Annotated in this window: 26 protein-coding genes and 1 pseudogene; 13 read left to right on the top strand and 14 right to left on the bottom strand. The window is 51.7% G+C overall.

The genetic code is table 11. From position 1 onward, the window contains the following. Positions 1–19: 19 nt before the first annotated feature. On the bottom strand, positions 20–1,852 hold the full coding sequence (gene uvrC, locus ACQ29O_RS13170; RefSeq protein ID WP_001289479.1) for an excinuclease ABC subunit UvrC: 1,833 nt from the start codon (positions 1,850–1,852) through the stop codon (positions 20–22). Next, the gene (gene uvrY / locus ACQ29O_RS13175; protein ID WP_000611323.1) at positions 1,849–2,505 is read right to left on the bottom strand and encodes a UvrY/SirA/GacA family response regulator transcription factor; all 657 of its coding nucleotides are present in this window, start codon (positions 2,503–2,505) and stop codon (positions 1,849–1,851) included. Before uvrY ends, uvrC begins: the two co-directional genes overlap by 4 nt. Positions 2,506–2,816: 311 nt before the next feature. Between uvrY and ACQ29O_RS13180 the strand changes: the two genes are divergently transcribed. Both ACQ29O_RS13180 and ACQ29O_RS13185 read left to right on the top strand, forming a co-directional pair. Further along, the gene (locus ACQ29O_RS13180) at positions 2,817–2,972 is read left to right on the top strand and encodes a hypothetical protein (protein WP_000546188.1); all 156 of its coding nucleotides are present in this window, start codon (positions 2,817–2,819) and stop codon (positions 2,970–2,972) included. Continuing rightward, complete coding sequence (locus ACQ29O_RS13185) at positions 2,969–3,193, top strand: DUF2594 family protein (RefSeq protein ID WP_000106483.1); 225 nt, start codon at positions 2,969–2,971, stop codon at positions 3,191–3,193. The genes ACQ29O_RS13180 and ACQ29O_RS13185 overlap by 4 nt, the downstream gene beginning before the upstream one ends. 66 nt (positions 3,194–3,259) lie before the next feature. Here the strand turns inward: ACQ29O_RS13185 and sdiA are convergent, their stop codons facing one another. The 10 genes from sdiA to ACQ29O_RS13235 form a co-directional block, all read right to left on the bottom strand. Further along, the gene (gene sdiA, locus ACQ29O_RS13190) at positions 3,260–3,982 is read right to left on the bottom strand and encodes a transcriptional regulator SdiA (protein WP_001157167.1); all 723 of its coding nucleotides are present in this window, start codon (positions 3,980–3,982) and stop codon (positions 3,260–3,262) included. A gap of 232 nt (positions 3,983–4,214) precedes the next feature. Further along, the gene (gene tcyN / locus ACQ29O_RS13195) at positions 4,215–4,967 is read right to left on the bottom strand and encodes an L-cystine ABC transporter ATP-binding protein TcyN (RefSeq protein ID WP_001273034.1); all 753 of its coding nucleotides are present in this window, start codon (positions 4,965–4,967) and stop codon (positions 4,215–4,217) included. Beyond that, positions 4,964–5,632: a cystine ABC transporter permease gene (gene tcyL / locus ACQ29O_RS13200; RefSeq protein WP_001158234.1), complete on the bottom strand. Its 669-nt coding sequence runs from the start codon at positions 5,630–5,632 to the stop codon at positions 4,964–4,966. Before tcyL ends, tcyN begins: the two co-directional genes overlap by 4 nt. A 20-nt stretch (positions 5,633–5,652) precedes the next feature. Continuing rightward, on the bottom strand, positions 5,653–6,639 hold the full coding sequence (gene dcyD / locus ACQ29O_RS13205) for a D-cysteine desulfhydrase (RefSeq protein WP_001128188.1): 987 nt from the start codon (positions 6,637–6,639) through the stop codon (positions 5,653–5,655). Between the two features lie 153 nt (positions 6,640–6,792). Next, positions 6,793–7,593 carry a cystine ABC transporter substrate-binding protein gene (gene tcyJ / locus ACQ29O_RS13210; RefSeq protein WP_020937024.1) on the bottom strand — a complete coding sequence of 267 codons (801 nt, stop codon included), beginning with the start codon at positions 7,591–7,593 and terminating at the stop codon, positions 6,793–6,795. A 146-nt stretch (positions 7,594–7,739) separates the two neighbouring features. After that, the gene (gene fliZ, locus ACQ29O_RS13215; protein WP_000218080.1) at positions 7,740–8,291 is read right to left on the bottom strand and encodes a flagella biosynthesis regulatory protein FliZ; all 552 of its coding nucleotides are present in this window, start codon (positions 8,289–8,291) and stop codon (positions 7,740–7,742) included. A 58-nt stretch (positions 8,292–8,349) separates the two neighbouring features. After that, positions 8,350–9,069: an RNA polymerase sigma factor FliA gene (locus tag ACQ29O_RS13220; protein ID WP_001087453.1), complete on the bottom strand. Its 720-nt coding sequence runs from the start codon at positions 9,067–9,069 to the stop codon at positions 8,350–8,352. A 196-nt stretch (positions 9,070–9,265) separates the two neighbouring features. Continuing rightward, entirely contained in the window at positions 9,266–10,471 is a 1,206-nt protein-coding gene (gene fliB / locus ACQ29O_RS13225; protein WP_000659246.1) for a flagellin lysine-N-methylase, read from the bottom strand. A 78-nt stretch (positions 10,472–10,549) separates the two neighbouring features. Next, positions 10,550–12,067: a flagellin gene (locus ACQ29O_RS13230; RefSeq protein ID WP_020937025.1), complete on the bottom strand. Its 1,518-nt coding sequence runs from the start codon at positions 12,065–12,067 to the stop codon at positions 10,550–10,552. A gap of 17 nt (positions 12,068–12,084) precedes the next feature. Further along, positions 12,085–12,324: a hypothetical protein gene (locus tag ACQ29O_RS13235; RefSeq protein ID WP_001141165.1), complete on the bottom strand. Its 240-nt coding sequence runs from the start codon at positions 12,322–12,324 to the stop codon at positions 12,085–12,087. On the opposite strand from ACQ29O_RS13235, the gene fliD reads away from it, so the two are divergent. The 4 genes from fliD (at position 12,323) to amyA (ending at position 16,075) form a co-directional block, all read left to right on the top strand. After that, the gene (gene fliD, locus ACQ29O_RS13240; RefSeq protein WP_000146814.1) at positions 12,323–13,729 is read left to right on the top strand and encodes a flagellar filament capping protein FliD; all 1,407 of its coding nucleotides are present in this window, start codon (positions 12,323–12,325) and stop codon (positions 13,727–13,729) included. The two genes, ACQ29O_RS13235 and fliD, sit on opposite strands and share 2 nt — an antisense overlap. Positions 13,730–13,743: 14 nt before the next feature. After that, the gene (gene fliS / locus ACQ29O_RS13245; RefSeq protein ID WP_000287764.1) at positions 13,744–14,151 is read left to right on the top strand and encodes a flagellar export chaperone FliS; all 408 of its coding nucleotides are present in this window, start codon (positions 13,744–13,746) and stop codon (positions 14,149–14,151) included. After that, positions 14,151–14,519, top strand: coding sequence for a flagella biosynthesis regulatory protein FliT (gene fliT / locus ACQ29O_RS13250; RefSeq protein ID WP_000204900.1), 369 nt, complete (start codon positions 14,151–14,153; stop codon positions 14,517–14,519). Before fliS ends, fliT begins: the two co-directional genes overlap by 1 nt. Positions 14,520–14,590: 71 nt before the next feature. Then, positions 14,591–16,075 (top strand): alpha-amylase, encoded by a 1,485-nt coding sequence (amyA, locus tag ACQ29O_RS13255; protein ID WP_000795480.1) that lies wholly within the window; start codon positions 14,591–14,593, stop codon positions 16,073–16,075. A 39-nt stretch (positions 16,076–16,114) separates the two neighbouring features. Here the strand turns inward: amyA and yedD are convergent, their stop codons facing one another. Then, positions 16,115–16,516, bottom strand: a complete 402-nt coding sequence (yedD, locus tag ACQ29O_RS13260) for a lipoprotein YedD (RefSeq protein WP_000754693.1) — start codon at positions 16,514–16,516, stop codon at positions 16,115–16,117. A 185-nt stretch (positions 16,517–16,701) separates the two neighbouring features. Between yedD and yedE the strand changes: the two genes are divergently transcribed. From yedE to ACQ29O_RS13275, 3 genes are all read left to right on the top strand, one after another. Then, entirely contained in the window at positions 16,702–17,907 is a 1,206-nt protein-coding gene (yedE, locus tag ACQ29O_RS13265) for a selenium metabolism membrane protein YedE/FdhT (protein WP_001531105.1), read from the top strand. Further along, positions 17,904–18,137, top strand: a complete 234-nt coding sequence (gene yedF, locus ACQ29O_RS13270; RefSeq protein WP_000790504.1) for a sulfurtransferase-like selenium metabolism protein YedF — start codon at positions 17,904–17,906, stop codon at positions 18,135–18,137. The genes yedE and yedF overlap by 4 nt, the downstream gene beginning before the upstream one ends. A 264-nt stretch (positions 18,138–18,401) precedes the next feature. Next, complete coding sequence (locus ACQ29O_RS13275; RefSeq protein WP_000639597.1) at positions 18,402–18,788, top strand: hypothetical protein; 387 nt, start codon at positions 18,402–18,404, stop codon at positions 18,786–18,788. Between the two features lie 119 nt (positions 18,789–18,907). Here the strand turns inward: ACQ29O_RS13275 and fliE are convergent. Further along, positions 18,908–19,226: pseudogene (fliE, locus tag ACQ29O_RS13280) on the bottom strand (flagellar hook-basal body complex protein FliE). A 216-nt stretch (positions 19,227–19,442) separates the two neighbouring features. Between fliE and fliF the strand changes: the two are divergent. Genes fliF through fliI form a run of 4 tightly spaced genes read left to right on the top strand, consistent with a single transcriptional unit; the run spans position 19,443 to position 24,183 of the window. Next, a complete protein-coding gene (gene fliF, locus ACQ29O_RS13285; RefSeq protein ID WP_001276832.1) occupies positions 19,443–21,125 on the top strand; it encodes a flagellar basal-body MS-ring/collar protein FliF in 1,683 nt (560 codons plus the stop codon). Then, positions 21,118–22,113: a flagellar motor switch protein FliG gene (gene fliG / locus ACQ29O_RS13290; protein ID WP_253336230.1), complete on the top strand. Its 996-nt coding sequence runs from the start codon at positions 21,118–21,120 to the stop codon at positions 22,111–22,113. Before fliF ends, fliG begins: the two co-directional genes overlap by 8 nt. Further along, positions 22,106–22,813 carry a flagellar assembly protein FliH gene (gene fliH, locus ACQ29O_RS13295; RefSeq protein WP_000064158.1) on the top strand — a complete coding sequence of 236 codons (708 nt, stop codon included), beginning with the start codon at positions 22,106–22,108 and terminating at the stop codon, positions 22,811–22,813. The genes fliG and fliH overlap by 8 nt, the downstream gene beginning before the upstream one ends. Further along, complete coding sequence (gene fliI, locus ACQ29O_RS13300; RefSeq protein WP_000213257.1) at positions 22,813–24,183, top strand: flagellar protein export ATPase FliI; 1,371 nt, start codon at positions 22,813–22,815, stop codon at positions 24,181–24,183. The genes fliH and fliI overlap by 1 nt, the downstream gene beginning before the upstream one ends. Positions 24,184–24,186 lie beyond the last annotated feature (3 nt).

Genomic DNA, 24,186 nt, shown 5'->3' on the forward strand with positions numbered 1-24,186 from the left:
CTATGTTGCTACAGTGGCCTCAATGTTTCAACGACCAGAAGATCTTTTCTGCCAGACCTTGCGAAATACCCGGCACTTTTGCAATTTCTTCTACGCTGGCGTTACGTAGTCCTTGCAAACCGCCCATATATTTCAGCAGCATCTGGCGACGTTTAGGCCCAACGCCTTCAATAGTTTCCAGCGTACTGGTATTTTTAACCTTCGCGCGTTTTTTACGGTGCCCGCCGATCGCGTGATCGTGCGACTCATCGCGAATATGCTGAATAACATGCAGCGCCGGCGAGTCCGGCGGCAGGCTAAACCCCTCGCCTTCCGGTTCAAAAAAGAGTATTTCCAGACCGGCCTTTCTGTCCGCGCCTTTGGCGACGCCAAGCAGCAAAGGACGATGCTTATCCCAGGGGACATCCAGCTCAGCGAAAACGGCTTTCGCCTGGGCGAGCTGCCCTTTTCCGCCGTCGATCAGAATAACATCCGGAATCTTACTTTCTTCTATGGCCTTGCCATAACGCCGACGTAGCACCTGATTCATCGCCGCGTAGTCATCACCCGGCGTGATGCCCGCGATATTATAACGACGATACTCGGCGCGTAACGGCCCGTTAGCGTCAAATACCACACAGGATGCGACCGTTTGCTCCCCCATGGTATGGCTGATGTCAAAACACTCCATCCGCTTGATCGCAGGAAGTTTTAATACCGCCGCCAGCGCGGTCAAACGCTGCGTGATGGTGGACTGCTGCGAGAGTTTAGTGATTAAGGCCGTTGCCGCGTTGGTCCGCGCCAGCTTGAGATAACGGGCGCGATCGCCGCGCGGTTTTGTCTGGACATGAATACGCCGTCCGGCAAGTTCCGACAACGAATCGGCCAGCAGCGTTTTATCACTCAGATTAAAATCGAGCAGTATCTCGCCCGGTAGCGTGCGCATCTGGCTACCCTGCAGGTAAAACTGCCCGACAAAGGTTTCCACCACTTCGCCCAGTTCCGTACCGCCAGGTACTTTTGGAAAATAGCTGCGGCTGCCCAGCACCTTACCCTGGCGAATAAACAGCACATGCACACAGGCCATACCCGCATCAAAAGCCACGCCGATAACGTCGAGATCGTCGCCCGCATTGGAGACAAACTGTTTTTCCGTGACCCGGCGTACCGCCTGGATCTGATCGCGAATACGCGCCGCCTCTTCAAATGCCAGATCCTGGCTGGCCTTTTCCATCCGGGCAATCAGCTGTGTTAAGACCTGGTCGTCCTTACCGGACAAAAACAACCGGACATACTCCACCTGTTGCGCATACTCCTCCTCGCTGACCAGTCCTGCAACGCAGGGGCCTAAACAGCGGCCAATCTGATATTGCAGGCAAGGACGCGAGCGGTTGCGATATACGCTGTTTTCGCACTGGCGGATAGGGGAAATTTTCTGTAACAGCGCCAGCGTTTCCCGCACGGCATAGCCATTAGGAAATGGGCCGAAGTACTCGCCTTTCGCATGTTTGGCGCCACGGTGCATCGCCAGACGCGGATGGGTATCGCCGCTCAGAAAAATAAAAGGATAGGATTTATCATCACGCAACAACACGTTGTAACGCGGTTGATACAACTTGATGTAATTATGCTCAAGCAGCAGCGCTTCCGTTTCGGTATGCGTTACCGTGACATCAATGTGTTGAATTTGCGCAACTAGCGCTTCGGTTTTACGCGAAGCCAGGTTGCTGCGAAAGTAGCTGGAAAGACGCTTTTTCAGGTCTTTTGCTTTACCGACATAAATAACCGTACCGCCGGCGTCATACATACGATAGACACCGGGTTGGCTGGTAACGGTTTTCAAAAACGCCTTTGCGTCAAATATTTCACTCACTGGCTTGTTAACGTCTCCGCATTACACAGGCCATGGCGGATTGCCAGGTGAGTCAGCTCAACATCACCATGAATGTTTAATTTACTGAACATACGATAGCGATAGCTGTTCACCGTTTTAGGACTGAGATTCAGCTGTTCTGAAATCTCATTGACCTTCTGACCCTTGGTGATCATCAGCATAATCTGCAACTCGCGTTCAGACAAACTGGCGAACGGCGTTTCCGTTTTTGCAGGCTCAATCTGACTGAGCGCCATCTGCTGAGCGATATCGGAGGCGATATAACGTTGTCCGGAATACACCGAACGAATAGCGCTCACCACCTCCTGAGGCGCAGCGCCTTTGCTGAGATAGCCAGCTGCGCCAGCCTGCATCACTTTGGCGGGCAACGGGTTCTCCGTATGGACGGTCAGCATGATCACTTTGATATCCGCTGTCGATCGGGCAATTTTACGCGTCGCCTCAAGGCCGCCAATACCGGGCATGTTCATATCCATCAGCACGACGTCAACGGCGTTAGTACGGCACCATTTTACCGCATCCTCTCCGCAGCACGCTTCACCGACAACTTTAATGCCCTTTATATCTTCAAGAATGCGTCGTATCCCTGCGCGCACCAGTTCGTGGTCATCAACAAGAAGAACGTTGATCAAAGGAATATCTCCAGAATAGGGATAACGCTACTGATAGTTAATCGTCCTTATATTAGCTGGTTTTATCTCAACTTTGAAACGTAAAAAAACACCGGGTATTAGATTTTGCTCTCGTTTTTGGAAATTATGTTGTACGTCATGTGGCAACTGCCAACGTTGTAGCCCCTTCTGACGGCTCTGTTCCAGGCTGCTATTTCATAATGGTGACAAAAATTTCACGTTCCGCTGTCTAAACACTAATTAGGGAATCAACTTTGTAACAATAATTAACGAGTAAAATACGCGTAATAAACAAAGAATGAAGAAAATATATGCATCACGCGGAAACGTTTATTTTGTGGGTAACCCCTCCGCTTTTTGATCAAAAAACAACCACTGCTATTTTTAGCGTAGCTTATGGTATACTCCGCCGCCTTAACATCTGCTATCGCACATTTTCACTGAAACATAACGAGGAAAATAAATGAGTACGCCTGATTTTTCCACCGCTGAGAATAATCAAGAACTGGCTACTGAAGTCAACTGCCTGAAAGCCATGTTAACACTGATGCTGCAGGCGATGGGCCAGGCCGATGCAGGGCGCGTGATTCTTAAAATGGAAAAACAGATCGCGCAGATGGATGATGAAGCACAAGCGGCGGTATTTTCCAGTACGGTTAAGCAAATTAAACAGGCTTACCGCCAGTAGTAAAAAACCGGCTGTTAGCATCGCTTTCAGCCGGTTTCGCGTCTGGCGTGAAGCATCGTCAGCACGTCATATCAGACCTGTCGCCGCAGCGTAGCAGGCAATCTGTGTTTTATTTGGCGCATTGAATTTCTTCTGCATGTTTTTCTGATGGAAGTTAACGGTATTTTCAGAAATCGACAGAATAATGGCGATCTCCGATGAGGTCTTCCCTTCCGCCGTCCACTTCAGAATCTCTTTCTCACGTTTACTGAAACGCATCTCAGGCGCCATCACCATGTCGTCTTCAAATCTTGTCAGCGCCGAAAGACTCTCCCGCGCCAGCAGTTGCAACCTCAGCTCCACTTCATCGTAGGTAAACGAGGAGCAGCGTAAACTGCTACGGGAGAAAGATAAAAAGCCCAGCGCCCGGTTCGGCAACATCACACACTGGGTTACGCCTCTGCGTAATCCGAAACGCTGGGCGGCATCCCACATCGCCTGCGCTTCATGAAATAGCACGTCATCCCAATGTAAATGACCCTGCCTGAAATTTTCCGGCTTTAATACCGGATCGATCGCAAAATAGTTTTCGGACTGGTAATGCGTTACCCACGCCGGAGGATAAGTGGTACGAAGCGATATTTTAGGCCGGGTAAAGGGGACGGGATGACGAACACACAGGGCATAATAATCAAATTCCAGCCGCTGTGTCTGATATTGCAATTCAGTATAAACATCCTCTGCTGCCGCCATCTCCTGAAAGCGTAACAACATTGCGCGTCGCCAGGTGAAGAAATCATTTTCCTGCATATTTTATGGTCACGCCTTTGATATTGATAATCATTATTATGAATAGCTTAAATTAACACATAAATAGTATTTATATATAAGAAATATCGGACGAAACGTAGAATACTTGAGCGGCATTACAGTTTTTTGGCTTCCGCCAGAGAGCGAGGTTAATAATCTGGCAGAATGACTTCATAATTATTCATTGCGCTCGCCCGAGGCGCGGCTAATTCGGGCGAGCGTTGAAAAGGTATTATTTCACTAAAAATTTCTCAAGGAACTGGCGGGTACGCGGATGCTGAGGCTCGGCGAACAAGGTTTTCGCCGGCCCCTGCTCGACGATTTGCCCCTGATCCATAAATATTGCCCGGTCAGCCACGTCACGCGCAAAGCCCATTTCGTGAGTAACGATCACCATCGTGCGCTTTTCCTGCGCCAGCTGGCGAATCGTATTAAGCACCTCGCCGACTAATTCAGGATCAAGCGCCGACGTGGGCTCATCAAACAGAATCACTTCCGGGCGCATCGCCAGCGCGCGCGCAATCGCTACGCGCTGCTGTTGCCCGCCCGACAGGCGGCGCGGATAACGGGTCTCTTTACCGGCCAACCCGACTTTGGCTAACAGTTCCCGCGCCAGCGCCGTCGCCTCGGCTTTCGGCTCTCCCTTTACAATCACCGGACCTTCAATGATATTTTCCAGCACGGTACGATGCGGGAACAGGTTAAAACTCTGAAAGACAAAGCCGACATGCTGACGTAGCTGGCGAATCAACCCTTTTTGCTGGCTGAATGGGCGGGCGGTATCGATGATAATATCGCCCACTTTAATGGTGCCCGCTTCCGGTTGTTCCAGCAGGTTAATGCAGCGTAATAACGTTGTCTTCCCTGAGCCGCTCGGGCCGATAATGGCGACGACTTCTCCGGGCTTTACCTCAAGGTCGATACCGTGCAGCACCGTTTGACCATGAAATTTTTTGACCAGGTTGGTGACTTCGATCGCACTCATTTTGGCTCTCTCTCCTGGCGGTTAAGCTGGTTTTCAAAATAGTTTTGCAGTGCCGATAAGACGGTCGCCATTACCCAGTAGATTAACGACGCGGCCAGATACATGGTAAACACCTCCAGCGTTCGCGAGGTAATTAACTGCGCCTGGCGGAACAACTCCGGCACCTGAATCGTCGCGGCGAGCGACGTATCTTTCACCAGGCTGATAAAGCTGTTGCTCAACGGCGGAAGCGCAACGCGAGCCGCCTGCGGCAAAATAGCGCGACGTAGCGTTTGCCACGGCGTCATGCCAATGCTCGCCGCCGCTTCCCATTGCCCCTTGTCGATAGCCGAGATCGCCGCGCGCAGCGTCTCGGACGTGTAAGCCGCGGTATTGAGCGATAAACCAATCATCGCCGCCGGGATAGGGTCCAGCTCAATCCCAAATTGCGGCAGGCCGTAATAGATCATAAATAACTGGGCGATAAGCGGCGTACCGCGAAAAATCGAGATATAAAAGCGCGCCAGCCAGCGAACCAGCCATAGCGGAGACATCCGCATCAGCGCCAGCACAAATCCCAGCAGCAGACCAAAAAACATACCGCCAATACTCAGTTGCAGGGTAAAGACGGCGCCTTTAAGCAAATACGGCAGCGATTCAATAACCAGTTGGATACTTTCTTGCATTCGCGTTGATTACCTGGAGGTTATACATGAGGATGGTAGGCAAACAGCGCAGGCGCCCCACCGGTGTGAATAAAGAGAATCGGCCCGTCATCGTTAAAGCGTTTCTGGCTGATGCCGTCTATCAGACCCGCCATCGCTTTGCCGGTATATACCGGATCCAGCAACACCCCCTCCAGGCTCGCCAGCAGTTTCACCGCCTCCATCCCCGCGTCATTTGGCACGCCGTAACCCGGGGCAAAATAGTCATCCCATAAATGAATATCCGCCGTCGCCGTCAGCGCCAGCTGACCGGCAATAGCCTGCTGCAAGGCAATCACTTTGGGTTTCTGCTCGGCGACAGAACGTGAAACGGTCACGCCAATCAGTTCGACGTCAGGCATCAGATGTTCCAGCCCGACAGCTAACCCGGCGTGCGTTCCGGCGCTGCCGGAGGCCACCACCACCGAAGAGAGCCCGACAACTTCTTCACACTGCTGGGCGATTTCCAGGGCGCTCTCTACGTATCCCATTGCCCCCAGCGCGCTGGAGCCGCCGACCGGAATCACATAGGGCCTGAACCCTTGCGCTTCAATGCGCGTCGCCAGCGTTTGCAGCTGCGCATCCGGATCGGTTAGCGCATCGCACATCTCAATTTGCGTATTAAATAAATCCAGTAACAGGCGATTACCATTCGTCAGGTAATTTTCCGCGGTGGTACCGATTGGATTTTCCAGCAAAGCGACGCAATGCAGCCCCAATTTGGCCGCGACCGCCGCCGTCTGACGGACATGGTTCGACTGAATCGCCCCTGCGGTTATCAGCGTATCCGCCCCTTCTCGCAGCGCGTCGGCCACCAGAAACTCCAGCTTACGCAGTTTATTGCCGCCCATTGCAATGGGCGTAACGTCATCGCGCTTAATGTAAATCTCACGGCCAAGATAATCAGACAATCGCGGCAGGTATTCGAGCGGGGTCGGCGCGCCAATAAGCTCCAGGCGAGGAAAGCGCGTTAAGTGATGTAGTGGCATTGAGCCTCCGGTAACGTTGTGGTGTGTTCTTTTTATTATGCACGTTGATCTAACGGAAATAAAAAAGGCGCCGATTCACGCGCCTCCGTTTGCTGACATAGTATGAGGTTGATATTGCCCGGCGGCGCACTGCCTGCCGGGCAACGTAGAGCATTATTGGGTCACGTCAGCGCCAAACCATTTTTCGGAAAGCGCTTTTAAGGTGCCATCTTTTTGCATTTCCGCAATGGCGTTATCTACCGCCTTCAACAAGTCTTCGTTGCCTTTACGTAACGCAACGCCGGACTCCTGACGCGAAAACGCATCACCGGTGACGGCCAGCGTACCTTTGGTTTTTTTCACCAGATCCAGCGCCGCCAGACGATCGACTAAAATCGCGTCAATACGGCCTACGCGCAGATCCTGATATTTTGTAGGATCATCGTCATAAGTACGGATATCCACGCCCTGAACATGTTGACGTAGCCATTCTTCATAGTTAGTCCCCAGCCCAACGCCGACTTTTTTGCCCTGCAGATCAGCCGCCGTTTTGATCGTGCCTTCATTGCCTTTTTTCACCAGCGCCTGAACGCCGGAGACAGTATAAGGCGTAGAGAAATCATATTTTTTCTTGCGGACGTCTGAAATCGTGACCTGGTTTATCACTACATCAATGCGTTTAGAGTCCAGTGACGCCAGCATTCCGTCCCATTTGGTCGGCTTCAACGACACTTTAACGCCCAGATGTTTTGCCAACGCCTCGGCGAAATCGACTTCAAAACCGGTTAATTTGCCGTCGTCGCCCTGAAAGCTAAACGGCGGATAGGTACCTTCCAGCCCTACCAGCAGCGTGCCGCGTTCTTTAACTTTGTTCAGCAAACCCTCATCGGCAAAGCTCTTCGCGCTCATTCCCGCCACCAGCGCTACAGCCATTACTCCCATCAGTGCCTGACGTCCCAGCAGTGCTAATTTCATAGTAACCCCGAATATTGCCGTTAATGACCATAGACTATGTCCCGCCATGGCGCATCGTCACGTCTCGCGAGCCTTTGGGGGACTCAGCCTAATGTAGAAGGTTTGCCACGTTTCACCAACACGACTCTGCTACATCTTATGCTTTTTTAATATATATCAGAACTGGCGGTAAAGGGGGATTTCTGTCTGGGCGCAATCTGCTGATGCGCTTTATATTGCTGGTATTTACGCAGTGCGATACGATAATTATTGGTGCTGGTTTCCGGCAACCATGGTGCCAGGCTTTCATCGAGAAAACCGTCCTGCAGCAGATCGTGGGAAATGTTTTGCTCGCTGAGGTAGTTGCCAAGACGTCGTAAACGCACGACATATTCCCGCACCGTGCCATGGCTCATCTCGGTTTGTTCAAACAAATACTGCTTGAAACCGATAATATCGAAAAAATCACTCTGCTTTTTGCAGTGCAAATCGCCGCAAAAGCGACACAGCGCCACCCACTCCTTCTGCTCCCGCTGCCAGGCAGCGTCGTCAAGTAGCATATCCAGCTGTGAAATAGCGATTTTATTAACGATCTTGCCACGGCGAACCAGCGTAATGCGGTCGAGCAGTTTGTGACAATGCGCGCAATGCGTCTGGCTGTGTTTAAAGTCTTTAAGATAGCGGCTCAAGGGCCGCCTTTTAGGTTGCTGCACCGTCATGAGAACTCCTGGTAGTCTATACGTTGTGCGGCACTTTTCGGGTGCGACCATGCGCGACCTATAACTTACCCAGTTTGGTGCGTAATCGTTTGATGGCCTGACTATGCAACTGGCTGACCCGCGATTCGCCAACTTCCAGTACCGCGCCAATCTCTTTGAGGTTGAGCTCTTCCTGGTAATACAGCGTTAACACCAGTTGCTCGCGTTCCGGCAGCGATTCAATCGCGTCCATTACCCGCTGTCGCAGGTCGCCCTCCAGCAGTTGATGTAACGGGTTTTCCTGTTGATGTTCTTCAGTCACCAGTTCGATGCTATCGCCATGCTCTTCCCGCCACTCATCGTAAGAGAAAAGTTGGCTGTTGTTGGTATCGAGCAACATCTGACGATACTCCGCAACAGGGATGCCAAGACGTTCCGCCACTTCGGTTTCCGTCGCATTACGCCCCAGTTCCTGCTCCAGTTGTCCCATCGCCTGCGCCACTTCGCGGGCATTACGCCGGACGCTACGCGGCACCCAATCGCGGCTGCGTAATTCATCCAGCATCGCCCCACGAATACGCTGCACTGCGTAAGTGGTAAATGCCGTTCCTTGCAAAGCGTCATATCGGTCGACCGCATTTAATAACCCGATGCCGCCCGCTTGTAGCAGATCGTCCAGTTCCACGCTCGCCGGCAATCGCACCTGCAGGCGCAATGCTTCGTGACGCACCAGCGGTACATAACGCTGCCACAGCGAGTGTTTATCCATTACACCTTCAGCGGTATACAGTGAATTCACGATAAACAGCCCTGCGTTAAATGAGTTATCGGCATGATTATCCGTTTCTACAGAGGGTTCTATCGAAGGAATAAGGCTATAAAAGAAGGGTTATTTCACTTATGTAACCTGTAGCGCCTTTTTAGCGGTTCAAAGAGCAGAATAAAATCAGCCAGATAGGATAAACGGGATGCGCAAAAGCCCACCCCGAACAAAACTATGTCAGAAGATGAATCATCGACAGATCGTCGCCAGTACGCACCGTTTCTATATGGCGATGAAAATTCGCCGCCACCTCGCTGTTATGCTGGCTGCGGGAGTGAAAGCTATACACAATATTGGTAACGTCATCCCACTCAAGCCGCCCGCGCTCATGCACGCTGGCTGCCGTTAATAGATTAATAAAGGCATATTCCGCCACGATAATATACAGCGCGCGTAACGGGTCGACATTCGGCTGGTTGGGGAAATTATTTTCCCAAATTTTATAGAGAATTAAATTTCTAAAGGCCCAGTTCTTCTGCTGCTCATCCGCCTGTAAACAGCGCGCTAATGAGGACTCAATATCGCTAACCTTCTGCTCCATTGAAACGCCCTCTTCCGCCGTCAGCACCCGCAGAAGACACTGGATATAGTGATCGAGGACATAGCTTCCTCTGCTCGGTGGGAGAGCCCTGAAATAATCCTGCATCAACAGTACCAGGGATGTTTTGAATTTCTTATCCGGCGTAATATTAGCGAGTTCCTGAGTTAACGAACCGGACTGCAACTGGGAAACTAACGTGCCATACACTTGCTCAATCTCCCCTAATGCAGCGTCATCAATCCGGGGAAACTTCTGCACGTACATTACAAACTTGATCAACGCGTATAATGCCGCATCCGGATTGCTGGCAGCATGGTTAATCAAACTCAGGCAAAACAAGTTAAGTAGTTTTTGCTGTGGGGAGAATAGCGGCGCGGTATTGTACTTCTGCTGAATGATCGCCTTTTCATTGAGTGTTACCGCATCAGTATCGTTTAAAATATGCGCAGTCACTTCCGGGCAGGCAAGGCTTAGAGAATGTCGTACCTCGTTTTTATAAGTATGGAACACCCGCGGAAACGTAGTGCAGGTATAACTTAATGCTTTAGCTCCCAGTGTTTTTTGTACCTTGCACAGACGATCGTCATCCAGATAAGGGCAGCTTCCTGTCCCAGATGGTAATTTAATCTCCCCCCAGTTATTTGGGTCTTTCTTTAAAAGAATAATACTATTTTTGGCAATCTCTCTGATGGTTACATCCTTGCTGGTAAGGTACTTTTTGACCGTCGTCTTATCCAGCGTGATTTTCCAGCCCTTACAACAGTGATCGCGGCAGGCCGAGCCAGAACAGGAAAAGCGGGTGACAAAGGCAGGTTCAGTGACGGTGATTTCTTTCATTACACAGGCTCCGGAATTAAAAAAGGCAGCTTTCGCTGCCTTGATTGTGTACCACGTGTCGGTGAATCAATCGCCGGATTAACGCAGTAAAGAGAGGACGTTTTGCGGAACCTGGTTAGCCTGCGCCAGAACGGAAGTACCAGCCTGCTGCAGAATCTGCGCTTTAGACATATTAGAAACTTCCGTTGCATAGTCAGCATCTTCGATACGGCTACGCGCGGAGTTCAGATTGGTTACCGTATTGCCAAGGTTGGTAATGGCTGAATCAAAACGGTTTTGAATTGCCCCCAGAGAAGAACGAACTGCGTCCACTTTTGACAATGCAGAATCAATTGAAGCCAGTGGGTTAGCGGTACTTTTCTTGGCTGCGGCAGCGTCTTCATTGATTAATGTACTTACGCCAGAAGCTGTTTTATCAATAAACATGGTTTTGCCAGCTAAGGTGATCTTATCACCCGTGGCGTTAGCAGTATATTCAGCCCCATTTACTGTAATTTTACTTTCGCCCTTAACAGCATTGTTTGCTTCCAAATCAGAAAGTTTCGCACTCTCGTTTTTGGTTTTATCATCAAAAGTAAACTTACCGTTCACTACAGATGTATAAACATTTTTGCTTGATTGTAAGGTAGCAGCATTAACATCCGTCGCTCCAGTGGCAATATCAGCGACAGTTAACGTAACTTTTTCACCATTGATGGTAGTAGAAACCTTACCATTACCGTCATCACCAGTTTTTGTATCAATAGTAAAAGTCACGCCTTTATAATCAAAGGTATCTCCTTCCTTACCACCTTTAATGGCACCAGCTATCGCTTTGGCTTCAGCGGTACCAGCAGTAGATTTAGTGGTCTTAAAGAGATCAACCGCAGTGTTATTTTCCGCATCGTCAGTTGTTAACTGACCGTTTGCTGCATTTACATATACTTTATCCGGTGCTGCTGCATCAGTCACTACAGCACCGGAATTAATATCTACACGATATTTATCGGCACCCGCTGCATAGGTGTCGTAACCCGTAACATTCTTGAAGCTGGATTTCAGATCACCCACTGTCGCTTCTTTTGGCCCATTAACATTGAACCCATCAAGGCCAAGGCTTTTCACATCAATTTTTTGCAGATCGATGGTAATGGTTTCACCATCGTTAGCACCAACCTGGATTTTCATCTGGTTGTCCTGAGACAGGACTTTAACACCGTTAAATTGAGTCTGATTAGAAACGCGATCGATTTCTTCCAGACGTTGCTGAATTTCATCCTGGATAGATTTCAGATCGGAATCAGAGTTAGTCCCGTTAGTGGCCTGAACAGACAACTCACGCACACTCTGCAGGTTGTTGTTGATTTCATTCAGCGCACCTTCAGTGGTCTGCGCAATAGAAATGCCGTCGTTAGCGTTACGGGAAGCCTGAGTCAGACCTTTGATATTAGAAGTGAAGCGGTTAGCAATCGCCTGGCCTGCCGCATCGTCTTTCGCGCTGTTGATACGCAGACCAGAGGACAGACGCTCAATAGCGGAACTCAGTGAGGACTGAGATTTGTTCAGGTTATTCTGGGTCAACAGCGACAGGCTGTTTGTATTAATGACTTGTGCCATGATCTTTTCCTTATCAATTACAACTTGATGTTATTGGGCTGTTGCCCACGGTTTCTCACCGTAACCCTTGTATCGGCACCTGAATTTCGAACTTTAGAAAATTTTTCACTTCCCCCGATCTTTTTCTTAGCCTGCGAAATAGCCGCTTTATGCATCATTATTCCACGCATTATTTTTGCAAAATTATCATTAAACTTTGCTTCCAGATTGCCGATAACGCGTTTAACTACTGTTTGCAATCGAAAGGAAGATGGCATGGCTTCAATTTCATCATTAGGTGTAGGGTCAAACTTACCTCTGGATTCACTGCTGACTAAACTGACCAACGCTGAAAAAGGACGCTTAACGCCGATCACACAGCAGCAGAGTGCTAATACGGCCCGTCTAACGGCATACGGTACTTTAAAAAGTGCACTGGAGAAGTTTCAAACAGCAAACACGGCGTTAAATAAAGCCGATCTGTTTAAAAGTACGAATGTCACCAGCAGTACAGAAGACCTGAAAGTCTCGACGGAAGCTGGGGCCGCACCTGGAACTTATGTGGTTAGCGTAACTCAGTTAGCACAAGCACAATCTTTGAGTACAGCAACCAAAATTACATCTACCAAAGAAGTGCTGGGAGATACCACATCTGACAGCCGTACCATAAAAATTGAACAGAAAGGCCGTAAAGAACCACTTGAAATCAAGCTCACTAAAGATCAAACCTCTTTAGAGGGTATCCGTGACGCCATTAATGATGCTGACAGTGGTATTTCCGCCAGTATCGTTAAAGTTAAAGAAGGCGATTATCAGCTTGTACTGACCGCAGATAGTGGCACGGATAATCAAATGACTATCTCTGTGGAAGGCGATAGCAAACTCAGCGATCTGTTGTCCTATGATAGTAGTACTGGCACGGGCAAAATGAAGCAACTGGTTGCTGCAGATAATGCTTTGTTAACCGTTAACGGCATTGCTATTGAGCGACCGAGTAATAAAATCACTGACGCTCCACAAGGCGTGACGCTTGAACTAACCAAAGAAGTAAAAGATGCCCGTATTACCGTCACAAAAGATAATGAAAAGGCGACCGAAGCCGTCAAAGGTTGGGTTGATGCCTACAACTCACTGCTTGATACCTTTAGTTCATTAACAAAATATACAGAGGTTGATCCAGGGGCTGAAGAACAGGACAAAAACAACGGTGCACTACTTGGAGATACCGTGGTGCGAACGATTCAAACTGGAATCCGCGCTCAGTTCGCTAATGGTGCAAGTACAGGTACATTTAAGACCCTGAATGAAATTGGTATTACTTCTGATGGTACCACCGGAAAACTAAAAATTGATGATACCAAGCTTAAAAAAGCGCTGGATGAAAATACCGCTTCTGTACGTGAGCTGCTGGTAGGTGATGGTAAAGAAACGGGGATCACCACCAAAATTGCCACCGAAGTGAAAAGTTATCTGGCCGATGACGGCATTATTGACAGCGCCCAGGACAGTATTAACGCCACGCTGAAAAAGCTGACTAAGCAATATCTGACCGTCAGCAGTAGCATTGACGACACCGTTGCCCGTTACAAGGCCCAGTTTACCCAACTGGATACCATGATGAGTAAGCTGAATAACACCAGTACTTATTTGACCCAGCAATTTAATGCTATGAACAAGTCCTGATAACAGAGGTTACCATGTACACCGCGAGCGGTATCAAAGCTTATGCGCAAGTCAGCGTGGAAAGCGCCGTGATGAGCGCCAGCCCGCATCAGTTGATTGAAATGTTGTTTGATGGCGCGAATAGCGCTCTGGTGCGCGCTCGCCTGTTTTTAGAACAAGGCGATGTTGTCGCGAAAGGTGAAGCGTTAAGCAAAGCCATCAATATTATCGATAACGGGCTGAAAGCCGGCCTCGATCAGGAAAAAGGCGGTGAGATTGCGACGAATCTTTCCGAGCTATACGACTATATGATTCGCCGTTTACTGCAGGCTAATTTGCGTAACGACGCTCAGGCCATCGAAGAAGTGGAAGGGTTACTCAGCAATATTGCAGAAGCCTGGAAGCAGATTTCACCGAAAGCATCTTTCCAGGAGTCTCGTTAATGACCTCAACCGTGGAGTTTATCAACCGTTGGCAGCGTATTGCGCTGCTCAGTCAATCGCTGCTTGAACTTGCGCAGCGAGGTGAATGGGATCTCTTACTGCAACAAGAGGTCTCCTATCTGCAAAGTATTGAAACGGTGATGGAAAAGCAAACTCCACCGGGCATTACGCGAAGTATTCAGGATATGGTCGCCGGATACATCAAACAAACGCTGGATAATGAGCAGCTCCTGAAAGGGCTGCTGCAACAGCGACTGGATGAACTCAGTAGTTTGATCGGACAATCCACCCGCCAAAAATCACTCAACTACGCTTATGGCCGTCTTTCCGGTATGTTACTCGTGCCAGACGCGCCTGGCGCCTCATAATATTTTCCCGTCTCGTATGAAAATTCTTCCATACTCCAGAGGTCGGCTAAACGACTTCTGGAGCACGGAAGATGAAAAACCCCACGTTATTGCAGTACTTCCACTGGTATTATCCCGACGGCGGTAAACTCTGGTCTGAGCTGGCGGAACGTGCTGATGGGCTGAATGATATCGGTATCAATATGGTCTGGCTACCGCCCGCCTGTAAAGGCGCCTCCGGCGGCTATTCCGTAGGCTATGATACCTACGACTTGTTTGACCTCGGCGAATTTGACCAAAAAGGAACTATCGCGACAAAGTACGGCGATAAACGCCAGTTACTGACGGCGATAGACGCGCTCAAAAAAAATAATATTGCGGTGCTGCTCGACGTCGTCGTGAACCACAAAATGGGCGCAGACGAAAAAGAACGTATTCGCGTTCAGCGCGTGAATCAGGATGACCGCACGCAAATCGATGACAACATCATTGAATGCGAAGGCTGGACGCGCTACACCTTCCCTGCCCGCGCGGGCCAGTATTCCAACTTTATTTGGGACTATCACTGTTTCAGCGGCATTGATCACATCGAGAATCCCGACGAAGACGGCATTTTTAAGATCGTCAATGACTATACCGGCGATGGCTGGAACGATCAGGTTGATGATGAGCTGGGTAATTTCGACTATCTGATGGGGGAAAATATCGATTTTCGCAATCACGCGGTTACGGAAGAGATTAAATATTGGGCTCGTTGGGTCATGGAACAAACCCACTGTGACGGCTTTCGCCTGGACGCGGTAAAACATATACCCGCCTGGTTTTATAAAGAATGGATTGAGCATGTACAGGCGGTTGCGCCAAAACCGCTGTTTATTGTCGCAGAATACTGGTCGCATGAAGTGGATAAACTGCAAACGTACATCGATCAGGTCGACGGGAAAACCATGCTGTTCGACGCGCCGTTGCAGATGAAATTTCATGAAGCCTCGCGCCAGGGCGCGGAGTATGACATGCGCCACATTTTCACCGGCACGCTGGTAGAAGCCGACCCTTTTCATGCGGTGACGCTGGTCGCTAACCACGATACACAACCGTTACAGGCGCTGGAAGCGCCGGTAGAACCCTGGTTCAAACCATTGGCCTATGCGCTGATCCTGCTTCGTGAAAACGGCGTACCGTCGGTGTTTTATCCCGATTTATACGGCGCCAGCTATGAGGATAATGGCGAAAATGGCGAGACCTGTCGGGTCGACATGCCGGTGATTAACCAACTGGATCGGCTGATCCTCGCTCGTCAGCGTTTTGCGCACGGTATACAAACACTCTTTTTCGATCATCCTAACTGTATCGCCTTTAGTCGCAGCGGTACTGAAGAGAATCCAGGCTGTGTGGTTGTACTTTCCAATGGCGACGACGGTGAAAAAACCCTCCTGCTCGGCGACAATTACGCTAACAAGACCTGGCGTGATTTTCTGGGAAACCGCAGTCAGCATGTTGTAACTAATGATCAAGGCGAAGCGACGTTCTTCTGCAACGCAGGCAGCGTCAGCGTGTGGGTCATTGAGGACGTGTGATGAGCGTTCCCGGCGGCAGAGCGCTGCCGGGAAGCGAAATTACGGCAGCGGCGTTTTTTCTAACGCGGCGGCGCACTCCGGCGTCGGACGAGCGACCCGCTGCAGCGTCATGCCATCATATTCCAGGGTATTCCCGTCGCGCTCAATCTCATAGAGCTCACGCTTAACCGTAACATTGGTTAAGTCATCGGAGAGCATGGTCAGCTTGCCCGGCAGAGCAATAACGCGCTGCCACTGGCGGCAGTCCAGCGTATCGCCTTCTTTAGTCACCACCAGGCTGGCGATAGCTTCAGGGCTCACCAGCTTACGTTGCGGGCCTTTTGACTGCCAGTACCCTTCCAGACCGGCCGGCGCGGGCGTTTTCACCACATCATTATAGTTTTCCACCTCGGCGCATCCGGCCAGAACCAGCAATGCGCCAACGATCGCTACTTTTTTCATCATTCATCCTGCATCAGAAGAAAGAGGAATTGTGGCATTAAAGCCCTGACGCCGCCAGCCTTTCCAGGCGCTGGCCGCAATTTGATCCAGTCGGTATTACCGCTTATTAGGTGTAGGCAAATTCTGTGATCGGTGTAGTATGCGCACTTCTTGTTTCACACCTTCTGAGTTCAGAGGCTAAACACATGTCATGGCAACACTTCAAGCAAACCTGGTTAATTAAATTCTGGGCGCCGGCCCCTGCGGTGATCGCAGCCGGTATTCTCTCTACCTACTATTTTGGCATCACCGGCACGTTTTGGGCCGTGACGGGCGAATTTACCCGCTGGGGCGGGCAAATTTTGCAGCTTTTTGGCGTTCATGCCGAACAGTGGGGCTACTACAAGCTGATTCATCTGGAAGGTACGCCGCTGACGCGTATCGACGGCATGATGATCCTCGGCATGTTCGGCGGCTGTTTCGCCGCGGCGCTGTGGGCCAACAACGTAAAACTGCGTATGCCGCGCAGCCGAATCCGTATCGTACAGGCGGTGGTCGGAGGCATGATCGCTGGCTTCGGCGCGCGTCTGGCGATGGGGTGTAACCTGGCCGCCTTTTTTACCGGGATCCCGCAGTTCTCCCTACACGCGTGGTTCTTTGCGCTAGCGACCGCTATCGGCTCCTGGTTCGGCGCCCGCTTTACGTTGCTGCCGATATTTCGCATACCGGTGAAAATGCAGAAGGTCTCCGCGGCTTCGCCACTGACGCAGAAACCGGATCAGGCAAGACGGCGTTTCAGGCTCGGTATGCTGGTCTTTATCGGCATGATTGGCTGGGCGTTATTAACGGCAATGCATCAGCCGAAACTGGGGCTGGCGATGCTGTTCGGCGTCGGGTTTGGGCTGCTGATCGAGCGCGCGCAAATCTGCTTTACTTCGGCCTTTCGCGATCTGTGGATCTCCGGACGCGCCCATATGGCGAAAGCGATTATTTTCGGCATGGCGGTCAGCGCCATTGGTATTTTCAGCTACGTGCAGTTGGGCGTTGCACCTAAAATTATGTGGGCTGGCCCGAATGCGGTCATTGGCGGACTGCTGTTCGGTTTTGGCATCGTGCTGGCGGGCGGCTGCGAAACCGGCTGGATGTACCGCGCCGTAGAAGGCCAGGTGCATTATTGGTGGGTGGGCCTCGGCAATGTCATCGGTTCAACCATCCTGGCTTACTACTGGGATGATTTCGCGCCCGCGCTGGCGACCAGTTGGGATAAAGTTAACCTGCTGAATACCTTTGGTCCGCTGGGGGGTCTGCTGGTCACCTACCTGTTATTATTTGCCGCGCTGATGTTAATTATCGGCTGGGAAAAACGTTTTTTCCGCCGTGCGGGGCTGACGCCTGCTAAGGAATCTGTATGAAAAATATCGTCCCTGATTACCGTCTGGATATGGTTGGCGAACCTTGCCCGTACCCGGCGGTCGCCACTCTGGAAGCGATGCCGCAGCTAAAAAAAGGTGAGATCCTGGAAGTGGTGAGCGACTGTCCGCAATCCATTAATAATATTCCACTGGATGCGCGCAATCACGGTTATACGGTGCTGGATATCCAACAGGATGGCCCGACAATTCGTTATCTGATTCAAAAATAAGCGCATACTCCCGCTGTACGTTACGGCGGTAGACCTTTTACGGCATAACCGGCAAAAATCTAAAACGCATAAAAGAAATCAGACAAGGTCGTCTTGTGCGCCGTGGCATAAATCTATTATATAACGTATACCGTTTTAATTTTGTTTGAGCCGATGAAAAACCCATGACTATTTTAAGCAAAACATAAAATAATTATTATTTTCCCTCTACGCCATAAAAGACTATCAGGTATTTATATTTTTACTCACTGACATCATCAGGTGATGATTTATTTATGCACAGCAGAAGCCAAAAAAATGATAAAAATTATTTTCATCTCCATTACTGGAGTCGTCTGTCTTGCCGCTGCCCGTTATTCACCCGTCACAGTGGTCAATGCACATCCGAGCGCCATTGCCCGCTGTCTCGCTGATAATCTGTCCCCGTATGGGTATATACTGGATCTCCATGAAACAGATATTCCAGGCATTAATAAAGAATTTACCGTGTATTATCGCAACGGCGCATATATTGCAGGAACATTCTGGATTGCAAACTCAATGACAATAGCGTCAGAACGAATAGTAGGAATGAACGGCGTCAGTAAACAGGCGTACCCTATTTTTAATAAGTCCCTGCAACAATGTGCAACCCGCTTATCAATAAAATGAGCGCGCCTCGCAAAAAACAAGCCCACATAATCACGCACTGGTTGCATGGGCGTCGCGTCCCCGTCGCTGACGTAGGTAAGCGCCCGGGAGTTCGCTGTGGATGTGTTGTCAGCCCTGGCTTAAACCTGCATAGACATCACTTCCTGATACGCGGCGACCAGCTTGTTGCGCACCTGAATCCCCATTTGCATGGAGACGGACGCTTTTTGCATATCGGCCATCACGTCATTAAGCGCAATGCCCGGCTCACCCAGAGTGAATTTTTCCGCCTGAACGCGCGCCGCCGTCTGTCTGTCTGTCGCTAATACGATCCAGCGCAGCATGTAGCTGGCCGGCAAAACTCGCCGTCGACTGCGAGTGCGTGTCTTGCCCGCGCGCGGCCATCGCCGTCGCCTGTAACTGGCTAATAACCCCTTCAATCCCCTGTATTGCTGCCATGCTATTCCCCTGGATGATTTTTTACGCAGCAGAGATTACCAGTTTGTCAATAAGATAAAGGCGTTAAATAACGATAAAAAACCTCGGTTTTTAGCGCATAGAAAAATTCGAAACCACAAATAATGAGACCGTCAATTTTTCGAGTTTGCTGACCCGGGAGTGAGTCTTGTTCCACTTTGCAAAAAACGCCGTCCACGATCAGTCACGAGGTGCGAGATGAGTGCGACTGCATCGACTGCAACCCAACCTAAACCTCTCGAGTGGCTTAATCGCCTACGCGCGAATCCCCGAATTCCGTTAATTGTGGCGGGTTCCGCTGCCGTGGCGATCGTCGTTGCGATGGTGCTGTGGGCCAAAACGCCCGATTACCGCACGCTATTTAGCAACCTTTCCGATCAGGACGGCGGCGCGATCGTCGCGCAGTTGACCCAGATGAATATCCCCTATCGCTTTGCCAATGGCAGCGGCGCGATTGAAGTGCCCGCCGACAAAGTGCATGAACTGCGTCTGCGTCTGGCGCAGCAGGGGCTGCCTAAAGGCGGCGCGGTAGGCTTTGAACTGCTTGATCAGGAAAAATTCGGTATCAGTCAGTTCAGCGAGCAGGTGAATTATCAGCGCGCACTGGAAGGTGAACTGGCCCGGACGATCGAGACGCTGGGTCCGGTAAAAAGCGCCCGCGTTCACCTGGCGATGCCAAAGCCGTCGCTATTTGTGCGGGAACAAAAATCCCCTTCCGCCTCCGTCACCGTCACACTGGAACCGGGTCGGGCGCTGGATGAAGGACAAATTAGCGCCGTGGTACATCTGGTTTCCAGCGCTGTCGCCGGTTTGCCGCCAGGAAACGTCACTCTGGTCGATCAATCCGGTCATCTGCTCACGCAATCCAATACCAGCGGTCGCGACCTTAATGACGCGCAATTAAAATTTGCTAATGATGTGGAAAGCCGCATCCAACGCCGTATCGAAGCCATTCTGTCGCCTATCGTCGGGAACGGTAATGTTCACGCTCAGGTAACCGCCCAGTTGGATTTTGCCAATAAAGAGCAGACGGAAGAGCACTACAGCCCGAACGGCGATGCGTCGAAGGCCACCCTGCGTTCACGTCAGTTGAATATTAGCGAACAGGTAGGCGCGGGCTATCCCGGCGGCGTGCCTGGCGCGCTGTCGAACCAACCAGCGCCGCCTAACGAGGCGCCGATCGCCACGCCGCCGACCAATCAACAAAACGCGCAGAATACGCCACAAACCAGCACCAGTACCAACAGTAACAGTGCTGGCCCGCGCAATACGCAGCGTAATGAAACCAGTAACTACGAAGTGGACCGCACCATTCGTCACACCAAAATGAATGTGGGCGATATTGAGCGTCTCTCCGTGGCCGTCGTGGTGAATTACAAAACGCTGGCGGATGGCAAACCGCTGCCATTGACCGCCGATCAGATGAAACAGATCGAGGATTTAACCCGTGAAGCGATGGGTTTTTCTGATAAACGCGGCGATACGCTAAACGTGGTGAATTCACCGTTTAGCGCAGTGGATAACACCGGCGGCGAACTGCCCTTCTGGCAACAGCAGTCCTTTATCGATCAGTTGCTCGCGGCAGGTCGCTGGTTACTGGTGCTGGTGGTGGCCTGGATTCTGTGGCGCAAAGCGGTACGTCCGCAGTTGACACGCCGCGTTGAAGAAGCGAAAGCGGCGCAGGAACAGGCACAGGTTCGCCAGGAAACCGAAGAAGCCGTGGAAGTACGCCTTAGCAAAGACGAGCAGCTCCAGCAACGCCGGGCTAACCAGCGTCTGGGCGCTGAGGTGATGAGCCAGCGTATTCGCGAAATGTCAGACAACGATCCGCGCGTTGTGGCGCTGGTCATTCGCCAGTGGATGAGTAACGATCATGAGTAATCTTAGCGGTACCGATAAAAGCGTCATTTTGTTGATGACCATTGGCGAAGACCGGGCGGCAGAGGTGTTTAAACACCTCTCAACCCGCGAAGTACAGGCGTTAAGTACGGCGATGGCTAACGTGCGTCAGATCTCCAACAAACAACTGACGGACGTACTATCAGAGTTTGAGCAAGAAGCGGAGCAGTTCGCCGCGCTGAATATCAACGCCAACGAATACCTGCGCTCCGTACTGGTTAAAGCGCTGGGCGAAGAACGCGCCTCCAGCCTGCTGGAAGATATTCTGGAAACGCGCGATACCACCAGCGGTATCGAAACGCTCAACTTTATGGAACCGCAGAGCGCCGCCGACCTGATTCGCGACGAACACCCGCAGATTATCGCCACCATTCTGGTCCACCTTAAACGCAGTCAGGCCGCCGATATTCTGGCGCTGTTTGACGAACGACTGCGTCATGATGTGATGCTGCGTATCGCGACATTTGGCGGCGTACAACCGGCGGCGCTGGCGGAGTTGACCGAAGTGCTGAATGGCCTGCTCGACGGTCAGAACCTGAAACGCAGCAAAATGGGCGGCGTAAGAACCGCGGCGGAAATTATCAACCTGATGAAAACGCAGCAGGAAGAAGCGGTTATTACCGCTGTGCGCGAATTCGACGGCGAACTGGCGCAGAAAATCATCGACGAGATGTTCCTGTTCGAAAATCTGGTGGATGTGGACGATCGCAGTATCCAGCGTCTGCTGCAGGAAGTGGATTCCGAATCGCTGCTGATCGCTCTGAAAGGCGCCGAACCGCCATTACGCGAGAAGTTCCTGCGCAATATGTCCCAGCGCGCCGCCGATATCCTGCGCGACGACCTTGCCAACCGTGGCCCGGTTCGTCTGTCTCAGGTGGAAAACGAGCAGAAAGCGATTCTGCTTATTGTGTGTCGTCTGGCGGAAACCGGCGAAATGGTGATTGGCAGCGGCGAGGATACCTATGTCTAATGAATTGCCTTGGCAAGTCTGGACCCCCGACGATCTCGCCCCGCCGCCGGAGACGTTTGTGCCGGTTGAGGCTGATAACGTGACCTTGACAGACGATACGCCGGAGCCCGAACTCACTGCCGAACAGCAGCTGGAGCAGGAGCTGGCGCAGCTAAAAATACAGGCCCATGAACAAGGTTATAACGCCGGGCTGGCGGAGGGACGGCAAAAAGGACACGCGCAGGGATACCAGGAAGGGTTAGCGCAGGGGCTGGAGCAAGGACAAGCTCAGGCGCAGACGCAGCAGGCGCCGATTCATGCCCGTATGCAGCAGTTAGTGAGCGAGTTTCAGAACACGCTTGACGCGCTCGATAGCGTTATCGCCTCACGGCTGATGCAAATGGCCCTGGAGGCTGCGCGTCAGGTCATCGGCCAAACGCCGGCGGTGGACAACTCAGCGCTGATTAAACAGATCCAACAACTGTTGCAGCAAGAGCCGCTCTTTAGCGGCAAGCCGCAGTTGCGCGTGCATCCGGACGACTTACAGCGGGTGGAAGAGATGCTGGGCGCCACGCTCAGTCTTCACGGATGGCGGTTGCGCGGCGATCCAACGTTGCATCACGGCGGGTGTAAAGTCTCTGCCGATGAGGGCGATCTGGACGCCAGCGTCGCTACTCGCTGGCAAGAGTTGTGTCGCCTGGCGGCGCCGGGAGTGCTCTGATGACCACGCGTTTGACCCGCTGGCTTACCGCGCTCGACAACTTTGAAGCAAAAATGGCGTTATTGCCGGCGGTGCGTCGTTATGGACGTTTAACCCGCGCCACTGGACTGGTACTGGAGGCCACCGGTCTCCAGCTTCCGCTGGGCGCCACCTGCATTATTGAGCGCCAGGACGGCCCTGAAACCAAAGAGGTGGAATCGGAAGTCGTCGGTTTTAACGGCCAGCGTCTGTTTTTAATGCCGCTGGAAGAGGTTGAAGGCATTCTGCCCGGTGCCCGCGTTTACGCCCGTAACGGGCATGGCGACGGTCTGCAAAGCGGCAAACAGTTACCGCTCGGCCCGGCCCTGCTTGGTCGGGTGCTGGATGGCGGCGGTAAACCGCTCGACGGACTGCCTGCGCCGGATACGCTGGAAACCGGCGCGTTAATCACGCCGCCGTTTAACCCGCTACAGCGAACGCCAATCGAACATGTGTTGGATACCGGCGTACGCGCTATCAACGCGTTGTTAACCGTAGGGCGCGGTCAGCGTATGGGACTCTTTGCCGGTTCCGGCGTCGGTAAATCGGTTCTGCTTGGCATGATGGCGCGCTACACGCGGGCGGACGTGATTGTCGTGGGACTTATCGGCGAACGTGGCCGCGAAGTTAAAGATTTTATCGAAAATATTCTCGGCCCCGACGGTCGCGCGCGTTCGGTGGTGATTGCCGCCCCGGCGGATGTTTCACCGCTGCTGCGAATGCAGGGCGCCGCCTATGCCACCCGCATCGCCGAAGATTTTCGCGATCGCGGACAGCATGTGTTGCTGATTATGGATTCGCTGACGCGCTATGCGATGGCGCAGCGTGAAATTGCGCTGGCAATCGGCGAACCGCCAGCCACCAAAGGTTATCCGCCCTCGGTGTTCGCAAAGCTGCCGGCGCTGGTCGAGCGTGCCGGTAATGGCATCCACGGCGGCGGCTCTATCACCGCGTTTTATACCGTGTTGACCGAGGGGGACGACCAACAAGATCCCATTGCCGACTCGGCACGCGCAATCCTCGACGGGCACATTGTCTTGTCCCGCCGTCTGGCGGAGGCCGGGCACTATCCGGCCATTGATATCGAGGCGTCAATCAGCCGGGCGATGACCGCGCTCATTACCGAGCAGCACTATGCGCGGGTACGGCTATTTAAACAGTTGCTTTCCAGTTTCCAGCGTAACCGCGATCTGGTCAGCGTCGGCGCCTATGCCAAAGGCAGCGATCCGATGCTCGATAAAGCCATTACCTTATGGCCGCAACTGGAAGCGTTTTTACAGCAAGGCATTTTTGAACGGGCCGACTGGGAAGACTCTCTGCAGGCGCTCGATTTAATTTTCCCGACGGTGTGATAA

It is taken from the genome of Salmonella sp. GDC200615, assembly GCF_050574145.1.
In the GTDB taxonomy this organism is placed as follows: Bacteria; Pseudomonadota; Gammaproteobacteria; order Enterobacterales; family Enterobacteriaceae; genus Salmonella; species Salmonella enterica.

Coding starts and splice junctions, on each gene's coding strand:
- ACQ29O_RS13185 (WP_000106483.1), top strand. CDS start 2,969: ATGAGTACGCCTGATTTTTCCACCGCTGAGAATAATCAAGAACTGGCT.
- yedF (WP_000790504.1), top strand. CDS start 17,904: ATGAAAAATATCGTCCCTGATTACCGTCTGGATATGGTTGGCGAACCT.
- fliS (WP_000287764.1), top strand. CDS start 13,744: ATGTACACCGCGAGCGGTATCAAAGCTTATGCGCAAGTCAGCGTGGAA.
- fliD (WP_000146814.1), top strand. CDS start 12,323: ATGGCTTCAATTTCATCATTAGGTGTAGGGTCAAACTTACCTCTGGAT.
- tcyN (WP_001273034.1), bottom strand. CDS start 4,967: ATGAGTGCGATCGAAGTCACCAACCTGGTCAAAAAATTTCATGGTCAA.
- sdiA (WP_001157167.1), bottom strand. CDS start 3,982: ATGCAGGAAAATGATTTCTTCACCTGGCGACGCGCAATGTTGTTACGC.
- fliB (WP_000659246.1), bottom strand. CDS start 10,471: ATGAAAGAAATCACCGTCACTGAACCTGCCTTTGTCACCCGCTTTTCC.
- ACQ29O_RS13235 (WP_001141165.1), bottom strand. CDS start 12,324: ATGCCATCTTCCTTTCGATTGCAAACAGTAGTTAAACGCGTTATCGGC.
- fliI (WP_000213257.1), top strand. CDS start 22,813: ATGACCACGCGTTTGACCCGCTGGCTTACCGCGCTCGACAACTTTGAA.
- tcyJ (WP_020937024.1), bottom strand. CDS start 7,593: ATGAAATTAGCACTGCTGGGACGTCAGGCACTGATGGGAGTAATGGCT.
- fliG (WP_253336230.1), top strand. CDS start 21,118: ATGAGTAATCTTAGCGGTACCGATAAAAGCGTCATTTTGTTGATGACC.
- fliT (WP_000204900.1), top strand. CDS start 14,151: ATGACCTCAACCGTGGAGTTTATCAACCGTTGGCAGCGTATTGCGCTG.
- amyA (WP_000795480.1), top strand. CDS start 14,591: ATGAAAAACCCCACGTTATTGCAGTACTTCCACTGGTATTATCCCGAC.
- fliZ (WP_000218080.1), bottom strand. CDS start 8,291: ATGACGGTGCAGCAACCTAAAAGGCGGCCCTTGAGCCGCTATCTTAAA.
- ACQ29O_RS13275 (WP_000639597.1), top strand. CDS start 18,402: ATGATTTATTTATGCACAGCAGAAGCCAAAAAAATGATAAAAATTATT.
- fliH (WP_000064158.1), top strand. CDS start 22,106: ATGTCTAATGAATTGCCTTGGCAAGTCTGGACCCCCGACGATCTCGCC.
- tcyL (WP_001158234.1), bottom strand. CDS start 5,632: ATGCAAGAAAGTATCCAACTGGTTATTGAATCGCTGCCGTATTTGCTT.
- dcyD (WP_001128188.1), bottom strand. CDS start 6,639: ATGCCACTACATCACTTAACGCGCTTTCCTCGCCTGGAGCTTATTGGC.
- fliF (WP_001276832.1), top strand. CDS start 19,443: ATGAGTGCGACTGCATCGACTGCAACCCAACCTAAACCTCTCGAGTGG.
- yedE (WP_001531105.1), top strand. CDS start 16,702: ATGTCATGGCAACACTTCAAGCAAACCTGGTTAATTAAATTCTGGGCG.
- ACQ29O_RS13230 (WP_020937025.1), bottom strand. CDS start 12,067: ATGGCACAAGTCATTAATACAAACAGCCTGTCGCTGTTGACCCAGAAT.
- ACQ29O_RS13180 (WP_000546188.1), top strand. CDS start 2,817: ATGCATCACGCGGAAACGTTTATTTTGTGGGTAACCCCTCCGCTTTTT.
- yedD (WP_000754693.1), bottom strand. CDS start 16,516: ATGAAAAAAGTAGCGATCGTTGGCGCATTGCTGGTTCTGGCCGGATGC.